A 17426-nucleotide genomic window follows, 5' to 3' on the forward strand; every position below is an offset into this window, starting at 1 on the left:
CAGATATTTCGGCCGATTGCCGGTCGCATTTCCGAGGAAAGACACGATGGTCCTCCCCCAGCGCCAGGGTCTATACGACCCGGAAAACGAGCGAGACGCCTGCGGCGTCGGCTTCGTTGCACATATCAAGAACCAGAAGAGCCATGCCATCATCGAGCAGGGCCTCAAAATCCTGGAGAACCTCGAGCATCGCGGCGCTACCGGCTACGATCCCCTGCTGGGCGACGGTGCGGGCATCCTGATCCAGATTCCAGACCAGTTCCTGCGCGAGGAGATGGCGCGCCAGAACGTGGCGCTACCGCCTGTCGGCATGTACGGCGTGGGCATGGTCTTCCTGCCGCGCGGCGATGCCAGCCGGCGTTCCTGCGAGGCCGTGATCGAGCGCGCCATCCGCTACGAAGGCCAAGTGCTGCTCGGCTGGCGCGACGTGCCGGTGGACAACAGCGGTCTGGCACAGGCGGCCAAGGACATCGAGCCGGTGATCCGCCAGGTTTTCGTCGCCCCCGGCCCCGGCATCACCGATACCGACGCCCTGGAGCGCAAGCTCTATATCCTGCGCAAGGCCATCGGCCACAGCATCCAGGCGCAGAAGCTGCCTGACGGCAAGATGTTCTATGTACCCTCGATGTCCGCGCGCACGGTGGTCTACAAGGGCATGCTACTGGCCAATCAGGTGGGTACTTACTATCTTGATTTGCAGGACTCGCGTGCGGTGTCGGCCATGGCGCTGGCGCACCAGCGATTCTCCACCAATACCTTCCCGACCTGGGACCTGGCCCATCCTTTCCGCATGATCGCCCACAACGGGGAAATCAACGCCCTGCGCGGAAATGTCAACTGGATCCGTGCCCGTGAGCACGGCATCTCTTCGCCGGTACTGGGTGAGGACCTGGCCAAGGTCTGGCCCCTGATTTACGACGGCCAGTCTGATTCGGCTTCCTTCGACAACGCGCTGGAACTCCTGGTGATGGGTGGCTACAGCCTGGCCCACGCCATGATGATGCTGATTCCCGAAGCCTGGGCCGGAAACCCGCTGATGGACGAGGAGCGTCGCGCCTTCTACGAGTACCACATGGCCCTGATGGAGCCCTGGGATGGCCCCGCTGCCGTGGCCTTTACCGACGGTCGCCAGATCGGCGCCACGCTCGACCGCAACGGCCTGCGTCCGGCGCGCTACCTGATCACCGACGACGACCTGGTCGTGATGTCCTCCGAGATCGGCGTGCTGCCGATCGCCGAGGAGCGCATCGTCAAGAAGTGGCGCTTGCAGCCGGGCAAGATGTTCCTCATCGATCTCGAACAGGGCCGCATCATCGACGATGCCGAACTCAAGCGCACGATGTCCACGGCCAAGCCCTACCGCAAGTGGATCCAGCAGTCGCGCTACTTTGTCGATGACCTGCCCGAGGCCAAGGTCTCCGACATGGTCATAGGCCCGCTACTGAAGATACAGCAGGCCTTCGGCTATACGCAGGAGGACTTCAAGTTCATCCTCGAGCCGATGGCGACTCAGGGCGAGGAGGCCACCGGCGCGATGGGCAACGACAGTCCGCTGCCGGTGCTCTCCGACCGGGCCAAGCCGCTGTTCAACTACTTCAAGCAACTCTTCGCCCAGGTGACGAACCCGCCGATCGATCCGATCCGCGAGGAAATCGTCATGTCGCTGATCTCGCTGGTGAGCCCGAATCCGAACCTGCTCGGCGTCGACGAAAAAGTGCCGACGCCACGCCTGGAAGTGCACCAGCCGGTGCTGACCCCGGCGAACATGGCCAAGCTGAAGAACATCGACAAGCTGACCAAAGGGACCTTCCGTTCGATCACCATCGGCATCACCACGCCGGCGGCGCAGGGTACGGCAGGCCTTTCGCGTTCGCTGTACCAGGTATGCACCCGCGTCGAGGCCGCAGTAAACGAAGGCTATAACGTCATCATCCTCTCCGACCGGGGCATCGATCGCGACCACGCGCCCATCCCGGCGCTGCTGGCGTGCTCGGCGGTGCACCAGCACCTGGTCGGCATCGGCCTGCGCACCTCCTGCGGCCTGGTAGTGGAAACCGGCGCCGCGCGCGAGGTGCATCATTTCGCCACGCTCGCCGGCTACGGTGCCCAGGCCATCCACCCGTGGCTGGCCTTCGAGAGCATCGGCGGGATTGCAGGCCAGTTGCCGAACAAGTTGGCCGTGTATGACGCGCAGAAGAACTACGTCAAGGCGATCAACAAGGGCCTGATGAAGGTGATGTCCAAGATGGGCATCTCCACCTACCAGTCGTACTGCGGCGCGCAGATTTTCGAAGCCGTCGGCCTGTCCTCGGACCTGGTGCGCAAGTACTTTACCGGCACGCCGACCAAGATCGAGGGCATCGGCCTCAAGGAGGTTGCCGAGGAGGCGCTGAAGACGCACGCCGACGCCTGGAGCGACAACCCGGTGCTGGCCGACATGCTCGACTGCGGGGGCGAGTATGCCTTTCGTGTGCGCGGCGAAGAGCACATGTGGACGCCTGACGCGATCGCCAAGCTGCAGCATGCGACGCGCTCCGGCAAGACCGAAACCTACAAGGAATACGCCAGGCTGATCAACGAGCAGGGCAAGCGCCACATGACGCTGCGCGGCCTGTTCGAGATCCGCCCTGCCGGCCCCGCCGTCTCGATCGACGAGGTCGAGCCGGCCAGGGAAATCGTCAAGCGTTTCGCCACCGGCGCCATGTCGCTGGGCTCGATCTCGACCGAGGCGCACAGCACCCTGGCCGTGGCCATGAACCGCATCGGCGGCAAGTCGAATACCGGCGAGGGCGGCGAAGACCGCAAGCGTTTTGCGCCCCTGAAAAGCGACACCACGCTGGCCGATGTCATCGGCAAGGGCCGCATCTCGCGCGACATCCGGCTCAAGGCCGGCGACAGCCTGCGCTCGGCGATCAAGCAGGTGGCCTCTGGCCGCTTCGGCGTCACCGCCGAGTACCTGGCCAATGCGGATCAACTGCAGATCAAGATGGCCCAGGGCGCCAAGCCCGGCGAGGGCGGCCAGCTTCCCGGCCACAAGGTCTCGGAGTACATCGGTTTCCTGCGCCACTCGGTGCCGGGCGTCGGCCTGATTTCGCCGCCGCCGCACCATGACATCTATTCCATCGAAGACCTCGCGCAACTGATCCACGACCTGAAGAACTCCAATCCGCAGGGCAGCGTTTCGGTCAAGCTGGTCTCCGAGATCGGCGTCGGCACGGTGGCCGCCGGCGTGACCAAGGCCAAGGCCGACCATGTGGTGATCGCCGGCCATGACGGCGGCACCGGCGCGTCGCCGATCTCCTCGATCAAGCACGCCGGTACGCCCTGGGAACTGGGACTGGCCGAGACCCAGCAGACCCTGGTGCTGAACCGCCTGCGCGGTCGCATCCGGGTCCAGGCCGACGGCCAGATGAAGACAGGTCGCGACGTTGTCATCGGCGCGCTGCTTGGCGCCGACGAATTCGGCTTCGCCACGGCGCCGCTGGTGGTCGAAGGCTGCATCATGATGCGCAAGTGCCATCTCAATACCTGCCCGGTCGGCGTCGCCACCCAGGACCCGGTGCTGCGCGCGCGCTTTTCCGGCCAGCCCGAGCACGTCGTCAATTACTTCTTTTTCGTCGCCGAGGAAGTGCGCGAGTACATGGCCCAGCTGGGCATCCGCAAGTTCGAGGACCTGATCGGCCGCTCCGACCTGCTCGACATGAAGAAGGGTGTCGAGCACTGGAAGGCGCGCGGCCTCGACTTCTCGCGCATCTTCTACCGCCAACCGGAAATCGATGGTGTCGCCCGCCGCCACTGCGAGTCCCAGGATCACGGTCTGGGCAAGGCGCTCGACCACCAGCTGATTGCCAAGGCTGCGGGCGCGCTGGAGCACGGCGAGAAGGTGGTCATCGAGACCACGATCCGCAACCAGAACCGCACTGTGGGTACGCTGCTCTCGCACGCGGTGGCCAGCCGCAAGGGCGCCGACGGGCTGCCCGACGGCAGCATCACGGTCAAGCTGACCGGCACCGCTGGCCAGAGCTTCGGCGCCTTCCTCGCGCGCGGCATTACCCTGGACCTCACCGGCGAGGCCAACGACTATGTCGGCAAGGGCCTCTCCGGTGGCCGCATCATCGTGCGTCCGCCACAGGGCTTCCGCGGCACGCCGAGCGAGAATATCATCGTCGGCAACACCGTTCTCTACGGCGCCACCGAGGGCGAGGTCTTCTTCCGCGGCGTCGCCGGCGAGCGCTTCTGCGTGCGCAACTCCGGCGCGCAGGCCGTTGTCGAGGGCACCGGCGACCACGGTTGCGAGTACATGACCGGCGGCACCGTCGCCGTGCTCGGACTCACCGGCCGCAACTTCGCCGCCGGCATGTCGGGGGGCATCGCCTACGTCTACGACGTCGATGGCATGTTCGCCAGACGCTGCAACATGGCCATGGTGGCGCTGGAGAAAGTGCTGCCCGCGGCCGAGCAGGCTGATGACGGCACCCGCCATCGCACCCGCAGCGATGAGGTGCAACTGAGGCAGATGATCGAGGATCACGCTCGCCATACCGGTAGCGAACGCGCCGCGGAGATCCTCGCCGACTGGGCGAATGCCCGCAGCAAGTTCGTCAAGGTGTTTCCGAACGAGTATCGCCGGGCGCTCAAGGAAATCGCCGCTACTCAACTCAAAGAGGCTGCATGATGGGAAAGCCCACCGGATTCCTCGAATTCCAGCGCATCTCCGATAGCTACGAGAAGGCGGAGTCGCGCGTCAAGCATTACCGCGAATTCATCCCGCACCTGAGCGACGAACAGGCGCGCACCCAGGGCGCGCGTTGCATGGATTGCGGCATTCCGTTCTGCAACAACGGCTGCCCGGTGAACAACCTGATCCCGGACTGGAACGACCTCGTCTATCGCGGCAAGTGGCAGGAAGCGATCGTCGCCTTGCACTCGACCAACAATTTTCCGGAATTCACCAGCCGCATCTGTCCCGCACCCTGCGAGGCAGCCTGTACGCTGAACATCCCGCAGACACCCGTCGGCATCAAGTCGATCGAGCGCGCCATCATCGACAAGGCGGGCGAGAACGGTTGGGTCGTGCCGCAGCCGGCGGCGAAGAAGACCGGCAAGAAGGTCGCAGTCGTCGGCTCCGGGCCGGCCGGGCTGGCCGCCGCGCAGCAACTGGCGCGCGTCGGGCACGCGGTGACGGTGTTCGAGAAGAACGATCGCATCGGCGGCCTGTTGCGCTACGGCATTCCCGATTTCAAGCTGGACAAGCGCCTGATCGACTGGCGCATGGCGCAGATGAAGGCCGAAGGCGTCAAGTTCGTCACCGGCTCCATGGTCACCGGCGCCGCGCTGCCCAAGGGCATCGTCAACGACGCGAAGAAGACCGTCAGCGCCGCGCAGTTGCAAAAGGAATTCGATGCCGTGGTGCTGGCCGGCGGCGCCGAGAATCCGCGCGACCTGCCGGTCCCCGGCCGCGAGCTGAAGGGCGTGCATTTCGCGCTCGAGTTCCTGATTCCGCAGAACAAGGAAGTCGCCGGCGGTCGCAAGAACCCGATCGACGTCGCCGGCAAGCATATTCTTGTCATCGGCGGCGGCGACACCGGCTCGGATTGCGTCGGCACCTCCAATCGTCACGGTGCTGCCAGCATCACGCAGATCGAGCTGCTGCCGCGTCCGCCCGAGCAGGAGAACGGCGAGCTGACCTGGCCCTACTGGCCACTGAAGATGCGCACCTCGTCCTCGCACGATGAAGGTTGCGCGCGCGACTGGGCCATCGGCACCAAGGAGTTCGTTGGCGAAAATGGCGTACTCAAGGCGGTCAAGGCCGTGCGCCTGGAATGGACGGACGGCCGCATGAGCGAGATCGCCGGTTCCGAATTCGAGATCCCGGCCGACTATGTATTCCTCGCCATGGGTTTCGTCAGCCCGGTCGGCGGCGTGCTCGATGCCTTCGGCATTGACAAGGACAATCGCGGCAATGCCCGCGCCGATACCGAAGGCGGCCAGTCCTATGCCACCAACGTCACCGGCGTGTTCGCCGCCGGCGACATGCGCCGCGGTCAGTCGCTGGTGGTCTGGGCCATTCGGGAGGGTCGTCAGTGCGCGCGCAGCGTCGACCAATACCTGATGGGTTCGAGTATCTTGCCGCGCTGAGCCCGCCTTGAACGTCGTCATCCTCGCCGCGGGCAAGGGCAAGCGGATGCACTCCGATCTGCCCAAGGTGCTGCATCCCTTGGCCGGCAAGGCGTTGTTGGCCCATGTGATCGAGACCTCGCGCCAACTTGGCGCGGCCCGCATTTGCGTGGTCTATGGCCATGGCGGCGAGCAGGTTCGCGAGACCCTCGACGCTCCCGACCTGGGCTGGGCGCGCCAGGAGCCACAACTCGGCACTGGTCATGCCGTTCTGCAGGCCATGCCGGCGCTGGCCGGCACGACCGCTTCCACGCTTGTGCTCTACGGCGACGTGCCGCTGACCCGGGTTGCTTCGCTGCAGCGCCTGATCGCCGCCGCCGGTGACGGCGCCTTGGGTCTCCTCACCGCGCATCTCAACAATCCTCATGGCTACGGCCGCATCGTGCGCGTCGATGGCAAGGTTGTGCGCATCGTCGAAGAGAAGGATGCGGACGATGCCGAACGCGCGATCACTGAAATCAATACCGGCATCCTCGTCGCGCCGACGGCGGCGCTGGCGCGCTGGTTGCCGACCCTGGGCAATCGCAACGCACAGGGCGAGTACTACCTGACCGACATCGTCGCCATGGCAGTCAGCGAAGGCATGCCGGTGGCAACCGCGCACCCGGAGGCAAGCTGGGAGACGGAGGGTGTCAACAGCAAGCTGCAGCTCGCGCAACTGGAACGTGTGTACCAGCAGAACCTCGCCGTGCGACTGATGGAGCAGGGCGTCACCCTGGCCGATCCATCGCGCATCGACGTGCGTGGCGAACTGATCTGCGGGCGCGATGTCAGCATCGATGTCAATTGTGTGTTCGAAGGCCGCGTCGTGCTCGGCGACGGCGTGCGAATCAAAGCCAACTGCGTACTGGAAGACGCCGTCGTCGGCGCCGGCAGCGTCATCGGCCCGTTTGCGCGCTTGCGTCCCGGCACCGAGCTCGGTCGTGACGTGCATGTCGGCAACTTTGTCGAGGTCAAGAATTCGAGCGTCGCCGACCACTCCAAAGCCAACCATCTGGCCTACATCGGCGACGCCACCATCGGCAGCCGCGTCAATGTCGGCGCCGGCACCATCACCTGCAACTACGACGGAGCCAACAAGTTCCGCACCGTGATCGAGGATGACGCATTCATCGGCTCCGACACGCAACTGGTCGCCCCGGTCACCGTCGGTCGCGGCGCCACGCTGGGCGCCGGCACCACGCTGACGCGCAATGCGCCCCCCGATCAGCTGACCATTTCCCGTGCCCAGCAGGTTTCGATACCAGGCTGGAAGCGGCCGACAAAGAACGCGAACGCGAAGAAAAAGGACTGAGCCATGTGCGGTATTGTCGCTGCGGTCGCCGAACGCAACATTGTTCCCGTGCTGATCGAAGGGCTGATGAAGCTGGAGTATCGCGGCTATGACTCCGCCGGACTGGCCCTGCTCAACCCGACGCTGACCCGCTTGCGCAGCGTGGGCCGCGTTGCCGAACTCGCCACTCAGTCCGCAGGGCAGGTGGCGCACCACGGCATAGCCCACACGCGCTGGGCGACCCATGGCGTGCCCTCGGAACGCAATGCGCATCCGCACGTATCGGAAGGCCTTGCCGTGGTGCATAACGGCATCATCGAGAACTATGCCGAGCTCAAACAGGAACTCGCGGCGCAGGGCTATGTATTCGCCTCGGACACCGATACCGAGGTGATCGCGCACCTGGTCTGGCACACGCTCAAGTCGACGCCCGACCTGTTCGAAGCGGTGCGCCTGGCCAAGGCGCGCCTGATCGGCGCCTATGCGATCGCCGTGCTGCAGGAGTGGGACGACCGCATCGTCGTCGCCCGCCATGGCGCGCCCCTGCTGCTGGGCCTGGGTGATGACGGCAACTACGCCGCTTCCGATGCCTCGGCCCTGCTGCAGGTGACGCGGCGCATGATCTACCTCGAAGATGGCGATGTCGCCGAACTGCGCCGCGATGGCGTGCGAATAGTCGGCGCTGACGGCACGGCGGCGATGGTGCCGGCCGATCGCCCGGTAAATGAAAGTACGCTTTCGGCCGACGACGTCGAGCTGGGCGAGTACCAGCACTACATGCAGAAGGAAATCTTCGAGCAGCCGCAGGCGCTGGCCGCGACGCTGGAGATGATCGGCGGCGCGCAGACGCTGAGCCCCAACCTGTTCGGCGTCGCCGCACCCGAGATGCTGCATGGCGTGAAATCGGTACTGATCCTCGCCTGCGGCACCAGCTACCACTCCGGCCTCGTCGCGCGCTACTGGATAGAGCAACTCGCGGGCATTCCCTGCAGCGTGGAGATCGCCAGCGAGTACCGCTATCGCATTTCGGTGCCCGACACCGAACAACTCGTCGTGGCGATTTCCCAGTCCGGCGAAACCGCCGACACCCTGGCCTCGGTGAAGCACGCCAAGGCGCTGGGCATGGGCCGCACGCTGGCGATCTGCAACGTCGCCGAATCGGCCATCGTGCGCGAATGCGCACTGCGTTTCCTGACCCGTGCCGGCCCCGAGATCGGCGTCGCGTCGACCAAGGCATTTACCACCCAGCTCGCCGCGCTGTTCCTGCTCGCGGCGACGCTGGCGAAGCAAGCCGGTCGCCTGTCGCCGGAGCAGGAGGGCACCCACCTGACGGCGCTGCGCCACCTGCCGGTAGCCGTGGGCAAGGTTCTGGCGCTGGAACCGGAGATCAAGGTCTGGGCCGCTCGCTTCGCCGACAAACAGCACGCCTTGTTCCTCGGTCGCGGCCACCACTACCCGATCGCGCTGGAAGGCGCGCTGAAGCTCAAGGAAATTTCCTACATCCACGCCGAGGGCTATCCCGCCGGCGAGCTCAAACACGGCCCGCTGGCGCTGGTAGACAGGGCCATGCCGGTGATCAGCATCGCGCCGAACGACGCCTTGCTGGAAAAGCTCAAGTCCAACCTCAAGGAAGTCGCCGCGCGCGGCGGCGAACTCTATGTGTTCGCGGATGCCGATTCCGTGGTCGATGCCGAGGAAGGCGTGCATGTGCTGCGCTTGCCCGAGCATTACGGCCTGCTTTCGCCGGTGCTCCATGTCGTGCCGCTGCAGTTGCTCTCGTATCACGCCGCGCTGGTCAAGGGCACCGATGTCGACAAGCCGCGTAACCTCGCCAAAAGCGTCACGGTCGAGTAGGTCGTTGCACGCGCCGAGGCCCGCGGCCCGGGCAATGCTTTCGGCGGTCGCGGCTTTGCTGCTGGCGGCTTGCGCCGGCCAGCCCGCCTGGCACAGCGGTTTCGAGAACGGCTTTCCCGGCAGCGAATGGCTGAACCACGATCGCGGCGCCTATTCGGCCGACGGCACCCTGCCGGTGGGGCGCGCGTCGGCGTGGACCATCGTCGATCGCGAGTCCGGCGCGCCGGTGTTTTCCGGCCGTCATGCCTACAAGGGGTGGATCGTGCGCGCGGCGGGCGACAGCCATCGCGCCTATCCGGGAATCCATGTCGATATCCCCACCCCGCTGGTCAACAGCTTCATGGTGTACCTCGATTCCGACTACGACAGGCTAGGTGCCGACGACTGGATCCATTTCGGCACCTGGGGCAACCACGATACAACCGCAGCGACGGGACGCTGGGCGCTGCATACGCTGGCGGTGCGCGACCGCAAGCTCGAATTTGCGCACACCGCGCCGTTTCATGGGGAATACATCGGCCCCCGGCCGCAGCCCGAGTTTCCGCTGCGGCGCTGGGTGCGCTTGACGGCCTATATCCACTATGCGGATACCTCGGGCCAGGTCCAGGTCTGGCAGGATGGCGTGCCCATGCTGCGCGCCGAGGTCGCGGCGCTCGCCGGCAATCCCGGGACGCGCCTGCGTACCGCACACTGGGGCATGTACGCCAACGGCGGTGTCGACCACGGCGTGCAGTACAACGACCAGATCAGCATCTGCACCCTGGCGGCGCCTCTGGCAGACCTGGGAGGCGAGCCGGCCTGTCCGTGACTGGCCGGCCCCTGCCTCGGCGCTGGCGGCGCGGCGCCGTTCCTGCGTCGCGCGCAGGTGGCTCCTGGGTCGCGTTACGCGATCGGGTGGGGTAATCGGGTACCCTTTCGCTTTTTCCGATCTTGCCCACCATGTGCGGTCGTTATGTTCTCCACGGGCCACGGTCCAGACTCACGGAATACTTCGACCTCCAGGATTGCGCGGACTGGACGGCACGCTACAACATCGCACCGCAGAGCGATGTGCTGGTGATACGGCAGCGCCCGGATGTCGGGCGCGTCGGCCAGATGGTGCGCTGGGGATTGATCCCGCGCTGGGCGAAGGATCCGTCGATCGGCCTCCGGCTTAACAACGCGCGGGCGGAGACCGTGGCCGAGAAGCCATCCTTCAAGTCCAGCTTCGAGCGTCATCGCTGCCTGATTCCCGCCAACGGCTTCTACGAATGGCAAGTGGTGGATGGAGAGGGCAAGCCGCGCAAGCAGCCGTGGTACATCAGCCCGGCGAACGACGGCGACTTCTTCGCCATGGCGGGCCTGCTCGCGGCGTGGAAGTCGCCGCAGGGCCAGGACATCATCAGCGCCTGCGTCATAACCACCACGCCCAACGAACTGATGGCACCGATCCACGATCGCATGCCGGTGCTGCTGGCAGGCGAGCAGTTCGAAACATGGCTCGATCCCGCCGTGCGCGACCCGGAAACGCTGAGTCGGCACTTGCTGCCGACGCCAGCGCGGAGTATCGTTGCCTGGCCAGTCGGCGGTCGGGTCAATAGCGCCAGGCATGAAGGGCCGGACCTTATTGAACGCGCGGGCGATCCAAACACCGGGGACGGGGTGAGCCGATGATCAGGGAACGCATCACGCTGACGCAGTTCATCATCGAGGACCAGCGCAGCGCCAAGGGCGCGAGCGGCGATTTCTCGGTCCTGCTGAGCGACATCGTCACCGCCTGCAAGAGCATCTCGCACCTCGTATCGAGCGGCGGCCTCGGCGCCGACGCGACCGATCCGCGAGCCTTCCTCGAGCGCGCGGCCAGCGACTCGATGATCCAGTCGACGATCTGGACCGGACGCCTGTCCGGCATGAGTTCCAAGTCGGTCGACGGCATGACGTCGATTCCGGCAAAGTATCCGCGCGGCAAGTACCTGCTGACATTCGATCCGCTCAACGGTTCCGGCAACCTCGACATCAACTTCATGTCCGGCACCATTTTTTCGATCCTGCGTGCGCCCGCCGGCCGCAGAAAAGTAACCGCGAAGGACTTCCTCCAGCCCGGGAGCGAGATGGTTGCGGCGGGATTCGCGCTCTATGGCGCTTCGACGCGGCTGGTGCTGACTACAGGCAACGGCGCCAATGTCTTCATGCTCGATCGCGAGATCGGCGAGTTCGTCCTCACCCATCCGAAGGTGGTGATTCCGGACAATGCCGCCACCTTCGCCATCAACGCGTCGAACGAGCGCTTCTGGGAGCCGCCGGTGCGCCGCTACGTGCAGGAATGCCTGGCCGGCAAGACCGGTCCGCGTCACCGCGACTTCGGCATGCGCTGGGTCGCCTCGCTGATCGCGGAAGCCTATCGCGTGCTGGTACGCGGCGGTGTATTTCTCTATCCGGTCGACGACAGGACACGTGACCAGGGCGGGCGCCTGGCACTACTGCACGAGGCCAATCCGATTGCCTTCATCATGGAACAGGCCGGCGGTGGCGCCATCACCGGGCGCGGCCGCATCCTGGACATCACGCCGGCCGATCTGCAGCAACGCACCGCCTTCATTTTCGGCTCGAAGAGCGAGGTCGATCTGATCCTCCGGTATCACAAGGATTACGTCGAAGGCCGTGATCACAACACCTACGACTGGCCGCTGTTCGGCAAGCGTTCCCTGTTTCGCAACGAATAGGTCTTGCCGGCGACAATCCGGCCGGGCCTGCGCTGATATCCGCCGGCGATGCCGGCGAAGGCTCTATCATTGGGCCATGTTCATGATCCGCTTGCCATGCCAGCCAGCGCGCTGAAAATCCTCTCCGTCATCCCGCCGATGACGCAGGTGAACACGCCCTATCCGTCGACGGCCTACCTGACCGGCTTCTTGCGCTCGCGAGGGGTCGACGCGGTGCAGGAGGACCTGGCGCTGGCCTTGGTCTTGCGCCTGTTTTCGCCGGTCGGCCTGCGCGATATCGGCCAGTGCATCGAGGCGCTGCCGCCGCAGCAGCGCTCGCCGCGAGTGCAGGCCTTCGACACGCAGTTCGCGCGCTACCTGGCGACGGTGGGGCCGGTGGTGGCCTTTCTCCAGGGGCGCGATCCGTCGATCGGGCATCGCATCGCCGGGCGCAACTTCCTGCCGGAGGGTTCGCGTTTCGAGCCGCTCGACGCCTACGTCGACGACGAAGGGGGAGATCCCCTGGCCTGGGCCTTCGGTGCGCTCGGCGTGACCGATCGCGCGCGGCATTTCGCCACCCTGTATCTCGATGACATCGCCGACGCGCTGCGCGAGGCGGTCGATGCGCGCTTCGAGTTCGTCCGCTATGCCGAATCGCTGGCGCAGAGCCAGGCCAGCTTCGATCCGCTGGCGCAGGCGCTGGCGGCGCCGGAGACCCTGGTCGACCGCACCCTGCGCGAGCTGACCGAGGACGCGCTGACGTGCCATGTGCCGCGCGTGGTGCTGCTCTCCGCGCCCTTCCCCGGCAACGTCTATGGCGCCTTCCGCATCGCGCAGGCGATCAAGGCGCGCGACCCGGCCATCGTCACGGTACTCGGCGGCGGTTTCGCCAACACCGAGCTGAGGGAGCTGTCCGAACCGCGCGTGTTCGACCATTTCGACTACGTGACGCTGGACGACGGCGAGCGTCCCCTGCTGGCCCTGCTCGAACACCTGCGCGGCAAGCGCCCGCGCGAACGCCTGGTGCGGACCTTCCTGCGCGTCGATGGCGTGGTGCGCTACGTCGACGCCGGCGAGCCCGACATCCCCTTCGCCGAGGCCGGTACGCCGACCTGGGACGGCCTGCCGCTGGACCGTTACCTCTCCCTGCTGGACATGCTGAACCCGATGCACCGGCTGTGGTCCGATGCACGCTGGAACAAACTCACCGTCGCGCATGGCTGCTACTGGAAAAAGTGCAGCTTCTGCGACGTCTCGCTCGATTACATCTCACGCTATGAAGCCCTTGCCGCGGCGACCCTGGCCGATCGCATCGAGGCGATCATCGCCGAAACCGGGCAGACCGGCTTCCATTTCGTCGACGAGGCGGCGCCGCCCAAGGCGCTCAAGGCGCTGGCCGACGAACTGCGCCGGCGCAATCGAGCGATTTCGTGGTGGACCAACATCCGTTTCGAGAAGTCCTTCACGCCGGAACTGTGCGCCGAACTGGCCGATGCCGGCTGCATTGCGGTGTCGGGCGGCCTCGAGGTGGCCTCCGACCGCCTGCTCAAGCTGATGCAGAAGGGTGTCTCGGTGGCGCAGGTGGCGCGCGTCACGCGCGGCTTCTCCGAGGCCGGTGTCCTGGTGCATGCCTACCTGATGTACGGTTTCCCGACACAGACCGTGCAGGACACGGTCGATGCGCTGGAATACGTGCGCCAGTTGTTCGCCGCGGGCTGCATCCAGTCCGGCTTCTTCCACCGCTTCGCCTGCAGCGTGCACGCGCCGGTCGGCCTGCATCCGGAACGCTACGGCGTCACGCTGAAGCCGCTGCCGCCGGGCAGCTTTGCCAGGAACGACGTCGGCTTCATCGACCCGACGGGGGTGGACCACGATGCACTGGGTCAGGCACTGAACAAGGCGCTCTATAACTACATGCACGGCCTCGGCCTCGACCAGGATGTGCGCGGCTGGTTCGCGGGCCGCGTGCCCAAGACCACCGTGCCGCGTCATTTCATCGAACGGGCGTTGCGCGGTTGAGGCAAGGGGCGGAACCTTGAACGAACCCGAGAAACCCTGGCACATCCCGGATGCCCAACTGCACCCATCGCTGCTGGTGCGCATGGTTCTGCTGGCCCTGGGCAGCATCGCGCTGCTGCTGGGCATCATCGGCATCTTCCTGCCCGGCCTGCCGACCACCCCCTTCATCCTCGTCGCGGCCGCCTGCTATGCGCGCGCGTCGGAGCGCTTCTACCACTGGCTGCTGCGCAATCCGACCTTCGGCCCGCTGATCAGTGAATGGCGCCGCCATCGCAGCATTCCCTGGCGCGTCAAGTGGTTGGCGATCACGCTGATGAGCCTGACCATCTGCGCCTCGATCTGGAGCTTTTCCGGCAAAGCCTGGCTGCAGGTGATGCTGGCCGTAATCGGCGTGTCGACCGCGATCTGGCTGTGGCGCATCCCTTCGCGCGACCGACCGCGCCGTCAGGGGTAAAATTTGCGCCAATATCAAAAGCAAAGGGAGTCTGCAGCATGGCCAAATACACCACCGAATCCATCCGCGCCGTTGCCCTAGTGGGCCACGGCGGTGCCGGCAAGACATCGCTCGCCGAGGCGCTGCTGTTCAAGGCCGGCGCCATTACGGCGAAGGGGGCCGTGGAAAAGGGCAGCACCGTCTGCGACTTCGACGCGCAGGAAAAGTCCGCCGGCCATTCGCTGAATTCTGCGCTGGTCAATTTCGCCGCCGAGGGCGTGCACATCCACCTGATCGACACCCCGGGCTACCCGGATTTCGCTGGCCAGGCGATCGCCGCGCTGGCCGGGGTGGAAACCGCGATCGTCGTCATCAACGCCCAGACCGGCATCGAACTGTCGACCGAGCGCATGATGCGCGCCGCCGCGGCGCGTGGCCTGGCGCGCATGATCGTGATCAACAAGATCGATGCCGACAACGTCGACCTGCCGGCGCTGGTCAATGACATTCGCGAGCGCTTCGGCAAGCAGTGCCTGCTGCTCGACTTGCCGGCGCACGGCAGCCAGGACGTGGTCGAGGTGCTGGAACACGACGCCGGTGACGCCGATTTCGATTCGGTCGCCCACGCCCATCGTGAGTTGATCGACCAGCTGGTCGAGGAAGATGAGTCGTTGCTGGCACGTTACCTGGAGGACGGCAAGGATCCGAGAGCCGCCGACCTGCACGCGCCCTTCGAGAAGGCGCTGCGCTCCGGCCACCTGGTCCCCATCCTGTTCACCTCGGCGCGCACCGGCGCCGGCATCGGCGAACTGCTGCATGTGCTGGCATCCCTGGCGCCGAACCCGACGGAAGGCAACACCCCGCCTTTCCACAAGGGTGAGCCCGGCGAAGCCACTGAAGCTTTCGCCGCCGCGCCGGATGCGTCCAGGCACGTGCTGGCGCACGTGTTCAAGATCATCGTCGATCCTTACATGGGCAAGGTCGGCGTGTTCCGCGTGCATCAGGGCACGATGAAAAAGGATGCCCAGCTATTCGTCGGCGACGGCAAGAGACCGTTCAAGGTGGCACATCTCTACCAGTTGCAGGGCAAGGACTACATCGAAGTCGATGAACTGATGCCGGGCGACATCGGCGCCGTGGCCAAGGTCGAGGAGATCGATTTCGACGCCGTGCTGCACGATTCGCACGACGAGGACCACATTCACCTCAAGCCCCTGGACTTCCCCAAACCAATGCAGGGCCTGGCGGTGGAAACCAAGAAGAAGGGCGACGAGCAGCGCCTGTTCGACATCCTGCGCAAGCTGGAACTGGAAGACCCGTGCTTCGCGGTCGAGCGCCATCCGACCACCCACGAAACCGTGATCCGTGGCCTCGGCGAAATGCATTTGCGCTACAAGCTGGAGAAGATGGCGACGCAATTCAAGCTGGAGCTCGACACCAAGCCGCCGCTGATCCCCTACCGCGAGACCATCACCGCCAATGCCGAGGGCCACTGCCGGCACAAGAAGCAGTCGGGCGGTGCCGGCCAGTTCGGCGAGGTATACCTCAAGATCGAGCCGCTGGAACGCGGCGCCGGCTTCGAGTTCGTCGATCGCGTCAAGGGCGGCGTGATCCCCGGCGTGTTCATGGCCTCGGTCGAGAAGGGCGTGCGCCAGGCGCTGACCGACGGCGTGATCGCCGGCTTTCCGGCGCAGGACATCCGCGTCATCGTTTATGACGGCAAGACCCATGCGGTGGATGGCAAGGATGTGGCCTTCGTCACGGCCGGGCGCAAGGCCACCATCGAGGCCATCCGCGCGGCGAATCCGATCGTCCTGGAACCCATCGTCAATATCGAGATCGTCGCCCCCGAGGCGGCGATCGGCGATCTCACCGGCGACTTGTCGAGCCGGCGCGGCCACATCACCGGTACCAATCCGCGTCCGGGCAACACGGCCTCGATCACCGGCGAAGTGCCGCTGGCCGAGATCACCGATTACGCCTCGCGCCTCAAGTCGCTGACCGGCGGCCAGGGCGCCTACAGCATCGAGTTCGCGCGCCACGCGCAAGTGCCGCCGCAAGTGCAGCAGAAACTCGCGGCGGCCTTCCGGCCGATGGAAGAGGAAGACTGAAGGCGCCGGCGCGCCGGCGTGGCCTCAGCCCGCCGGCAGCGTCAGCTCGAAGCGGTTGCCGTCCTTCAGCGCGGTTGCCGTCAATTCGCCGCCGTGGGCGCGGGCGATCGAGCGCGAGATGGCGAGTCCCAGTCCGGCGCCTTCGCCGCCCGCCGCGCCCTGGCGGCGCGCGGCATCGGCGCGGAAGAAGCGGTCGAACAGGCGCGCCAGGTGCTCCGCCGGGATCGGCGCGCCGGGGTTCTCGACGGCGACCCGCAGTTGCCCGAAAGTCGGCGCTGGCAATACGGCGACCTTGACCGTGCCGCCGCGGGCGGTGTGGCGCAGGGCGTTGGACAGCAGGTTGGACAGCGCCCGGCGCAGCATCAGGCGATCACCGGACACCGTGGCGTCGCCCTCGCGCGCCAGGCGCACGCCACGCTCTTCGGCCAGCGCTTCGTAGAACTCGAACAGGTCGCGGATTTCGGCGGCGAGATCCACCGCCTCGCGGTTGGGCACGATCAGGCCCTGGTCGGCCTTGGCGAGGAACAGCATGTCGGCGATCATGCGCGCCAGGCGCTCGTATTCCTCGAGGTTGGACGCCAGCACCTCGCGGTACTCCTCGGCGCCTCGGGTCTGCGAGAGGGTGACCTGGGTCTGGGTCATCAGGTTGCTGACCGGCGTGCGCATTTCGTGGGCCAGGTCGGCCGAGAAATCCGACAGGCGCTGGAAGGAATCGCCCAGCCGGTCGAGCATGGCGTTGAAGGCAATGGCCAGTTCGCGCAGTTCGGGCGGGGCGGCCCGCGTCTCCAGACGCTCGGCGAGCCGGTCCGCCGTGATGCTGCCCGCATGACTGGCCATCTGCCGCAGCGGCGCCAGGCCGGCGCGCGCCACGGCCCAGC

The 17426-nt window shown here is 65.9% G+C and carries 11 protein-coding genes; 10 read left to right on the top strand and 1 reads right to left on the bottom strand.

Annotated elements, in window-relative coordinates:
- The first annotated feature begins 46 nt into the window (after positions 1 to 46).
- From gltB to fusA, 10 genes are all read left to right on the top strand, one after another.
- The gene (gene gltB / locus J0M27_RS07725; protein ID WP_294989443.1) at positions 47 to 4675 is read left to right on the top strand and encodes a glutamate synthase large subunit; all 4629 of its coding nucleotides are present in this window, start codon (positions 47 to 49) and stop codon (positions 4673 to 4675) included.
- On the top strand, positions 4675 to 6138 hold the full coding sequence (locus J0M27_RS07730) for a glutamate synthase subunit beta (RefSeq protein WP_294989483.1): 1464 nt from the start codon (positions 4675 to 4677) through the stop codon (positions 6136 to 6138). Before gltB ends, J0M27_RS07730 begins: the two co-directional genes overlap by 1 nt.
- Before the next feature lie 7 nt (positions 6139 to 6145).
- Entirely contained in the window at positions 6146 to 7471 is a 1326-nt protein-coding gene (glmU, locus tag J0M27_RS07735; protein WP_294989446.1) for a bifunctional UDP-N-acetylglucosamine diphosphorylase/glucosamine-1-phosphate N-acetyltransferase GlmU, read from the top strand.
- Between the two features lie 3 nt (positions 7472 to 7474).
- Positions 7475 to 9304 (top strand): glutamine--fructose-6-phosphate transaminase (isomerizing), encoded by a 1830-nt coding sequence (glmS, locus tag J0M27_RS07740; RefSeq protein WP_294989449.1) that lies wholly within the window; start codon positions 7475 to 7477, stop codon positions 9302 to 9304.
- A 34-nt stretch (positions 9305 to 9338) separates the two neighbouring features.
- Positions 9339 to 10112, top strand: a complete 774-nt coding sequence (locus J0M27_RS07745) for a hypothetical protein (RefSeq protein ID WP_294989452.1) — start codon at positions 9339 to 9341, stop codon at positions 10110 to 10112.
- A 131-nt stretch (positions 10113 to 10243) separates the two neighbouring features.
- Positions 10244 to 10957 (top strand): SOS response-associated peptidase, encoded by a 714-nt coding sequence (locus tag J0M27_RS07750; protein ID WP_294989455.1) that lies wholly within the window; start codon positions 10244 to 10246, stop codon positions 10955 to 10957.
- The gene (locus J0M27_RS07755) at positions 10954 to 12006 is read left to right on the top strand and encodes a class 1 fructose-bisphosphatase (protein WP_294989456.1); all 1053 of its coding nucleotides are present in this window, start codon (positions 10954 to 10956) and stop codon (positions 12004 to 12006) included. The genes J0M27_RS07750 and J0M27_RS07755 overlap by 4 nt, the downstream gene beginning before the upstream one ends.
- 96 nt (positions 12007 to 12102) lie before the next feature.
- Positions 12103 to 14004, top strand: a complete 1902-nt coding sequence (locus tag J0M27_RS07760; RefSeq protein ID WP_294989459.1) for a radical SAM protein — start codon at positions 12103 to 12105, stop codon at positions 14002 to 14004.
- A gap of 16 nt (positions 14005 to 14020) precedes the next feature.
- Entirely contained in the window at positions 14021 to 14458 is a 438-nt protein-coding gene (locus J0M27_RS07765; RefSeq protein WP_294989462.1) for a YbaN family protein, read from the top strand.
- A 38-nt stretch (positions 14459 to 14496) separates the two neighbouring features.
- Positions 14497 to 16548 (top strand): elongation factor G, encoded by a 2052-nt coding sequence (fusA, locus tag J0M27_RS07770; RefSeq protein WP_294989465.1) that lies wholly within the window; start codon positions 14497 to 14499, stop codon positions 16546 to 16548.
- Positions 16549 to 16572: 24 nt separating this feature from the next.
- Here the strand turns inward: fusA and J0M27_RS07775 are convergent.
- On the bottom strand, positions 16573 to 17426 hold an 854-nt coding region (locus J0M27_RS07775; RefSeq protein WP_294989468.1), incomplete at its 5' end, for a heavy metal sensor histidine kinase.

Origin of the sequence: Sulfuritalea sp., assembly GCF_017302275.1 — a bacterium.
In the GTDB taxonomy this organism is placed as follows: domain Bacteria; phylum Pseudomonadota; class Gammaproteobacteria; order Burkholderiales; family Rhodocyclaceae; genus Sulfuritalea.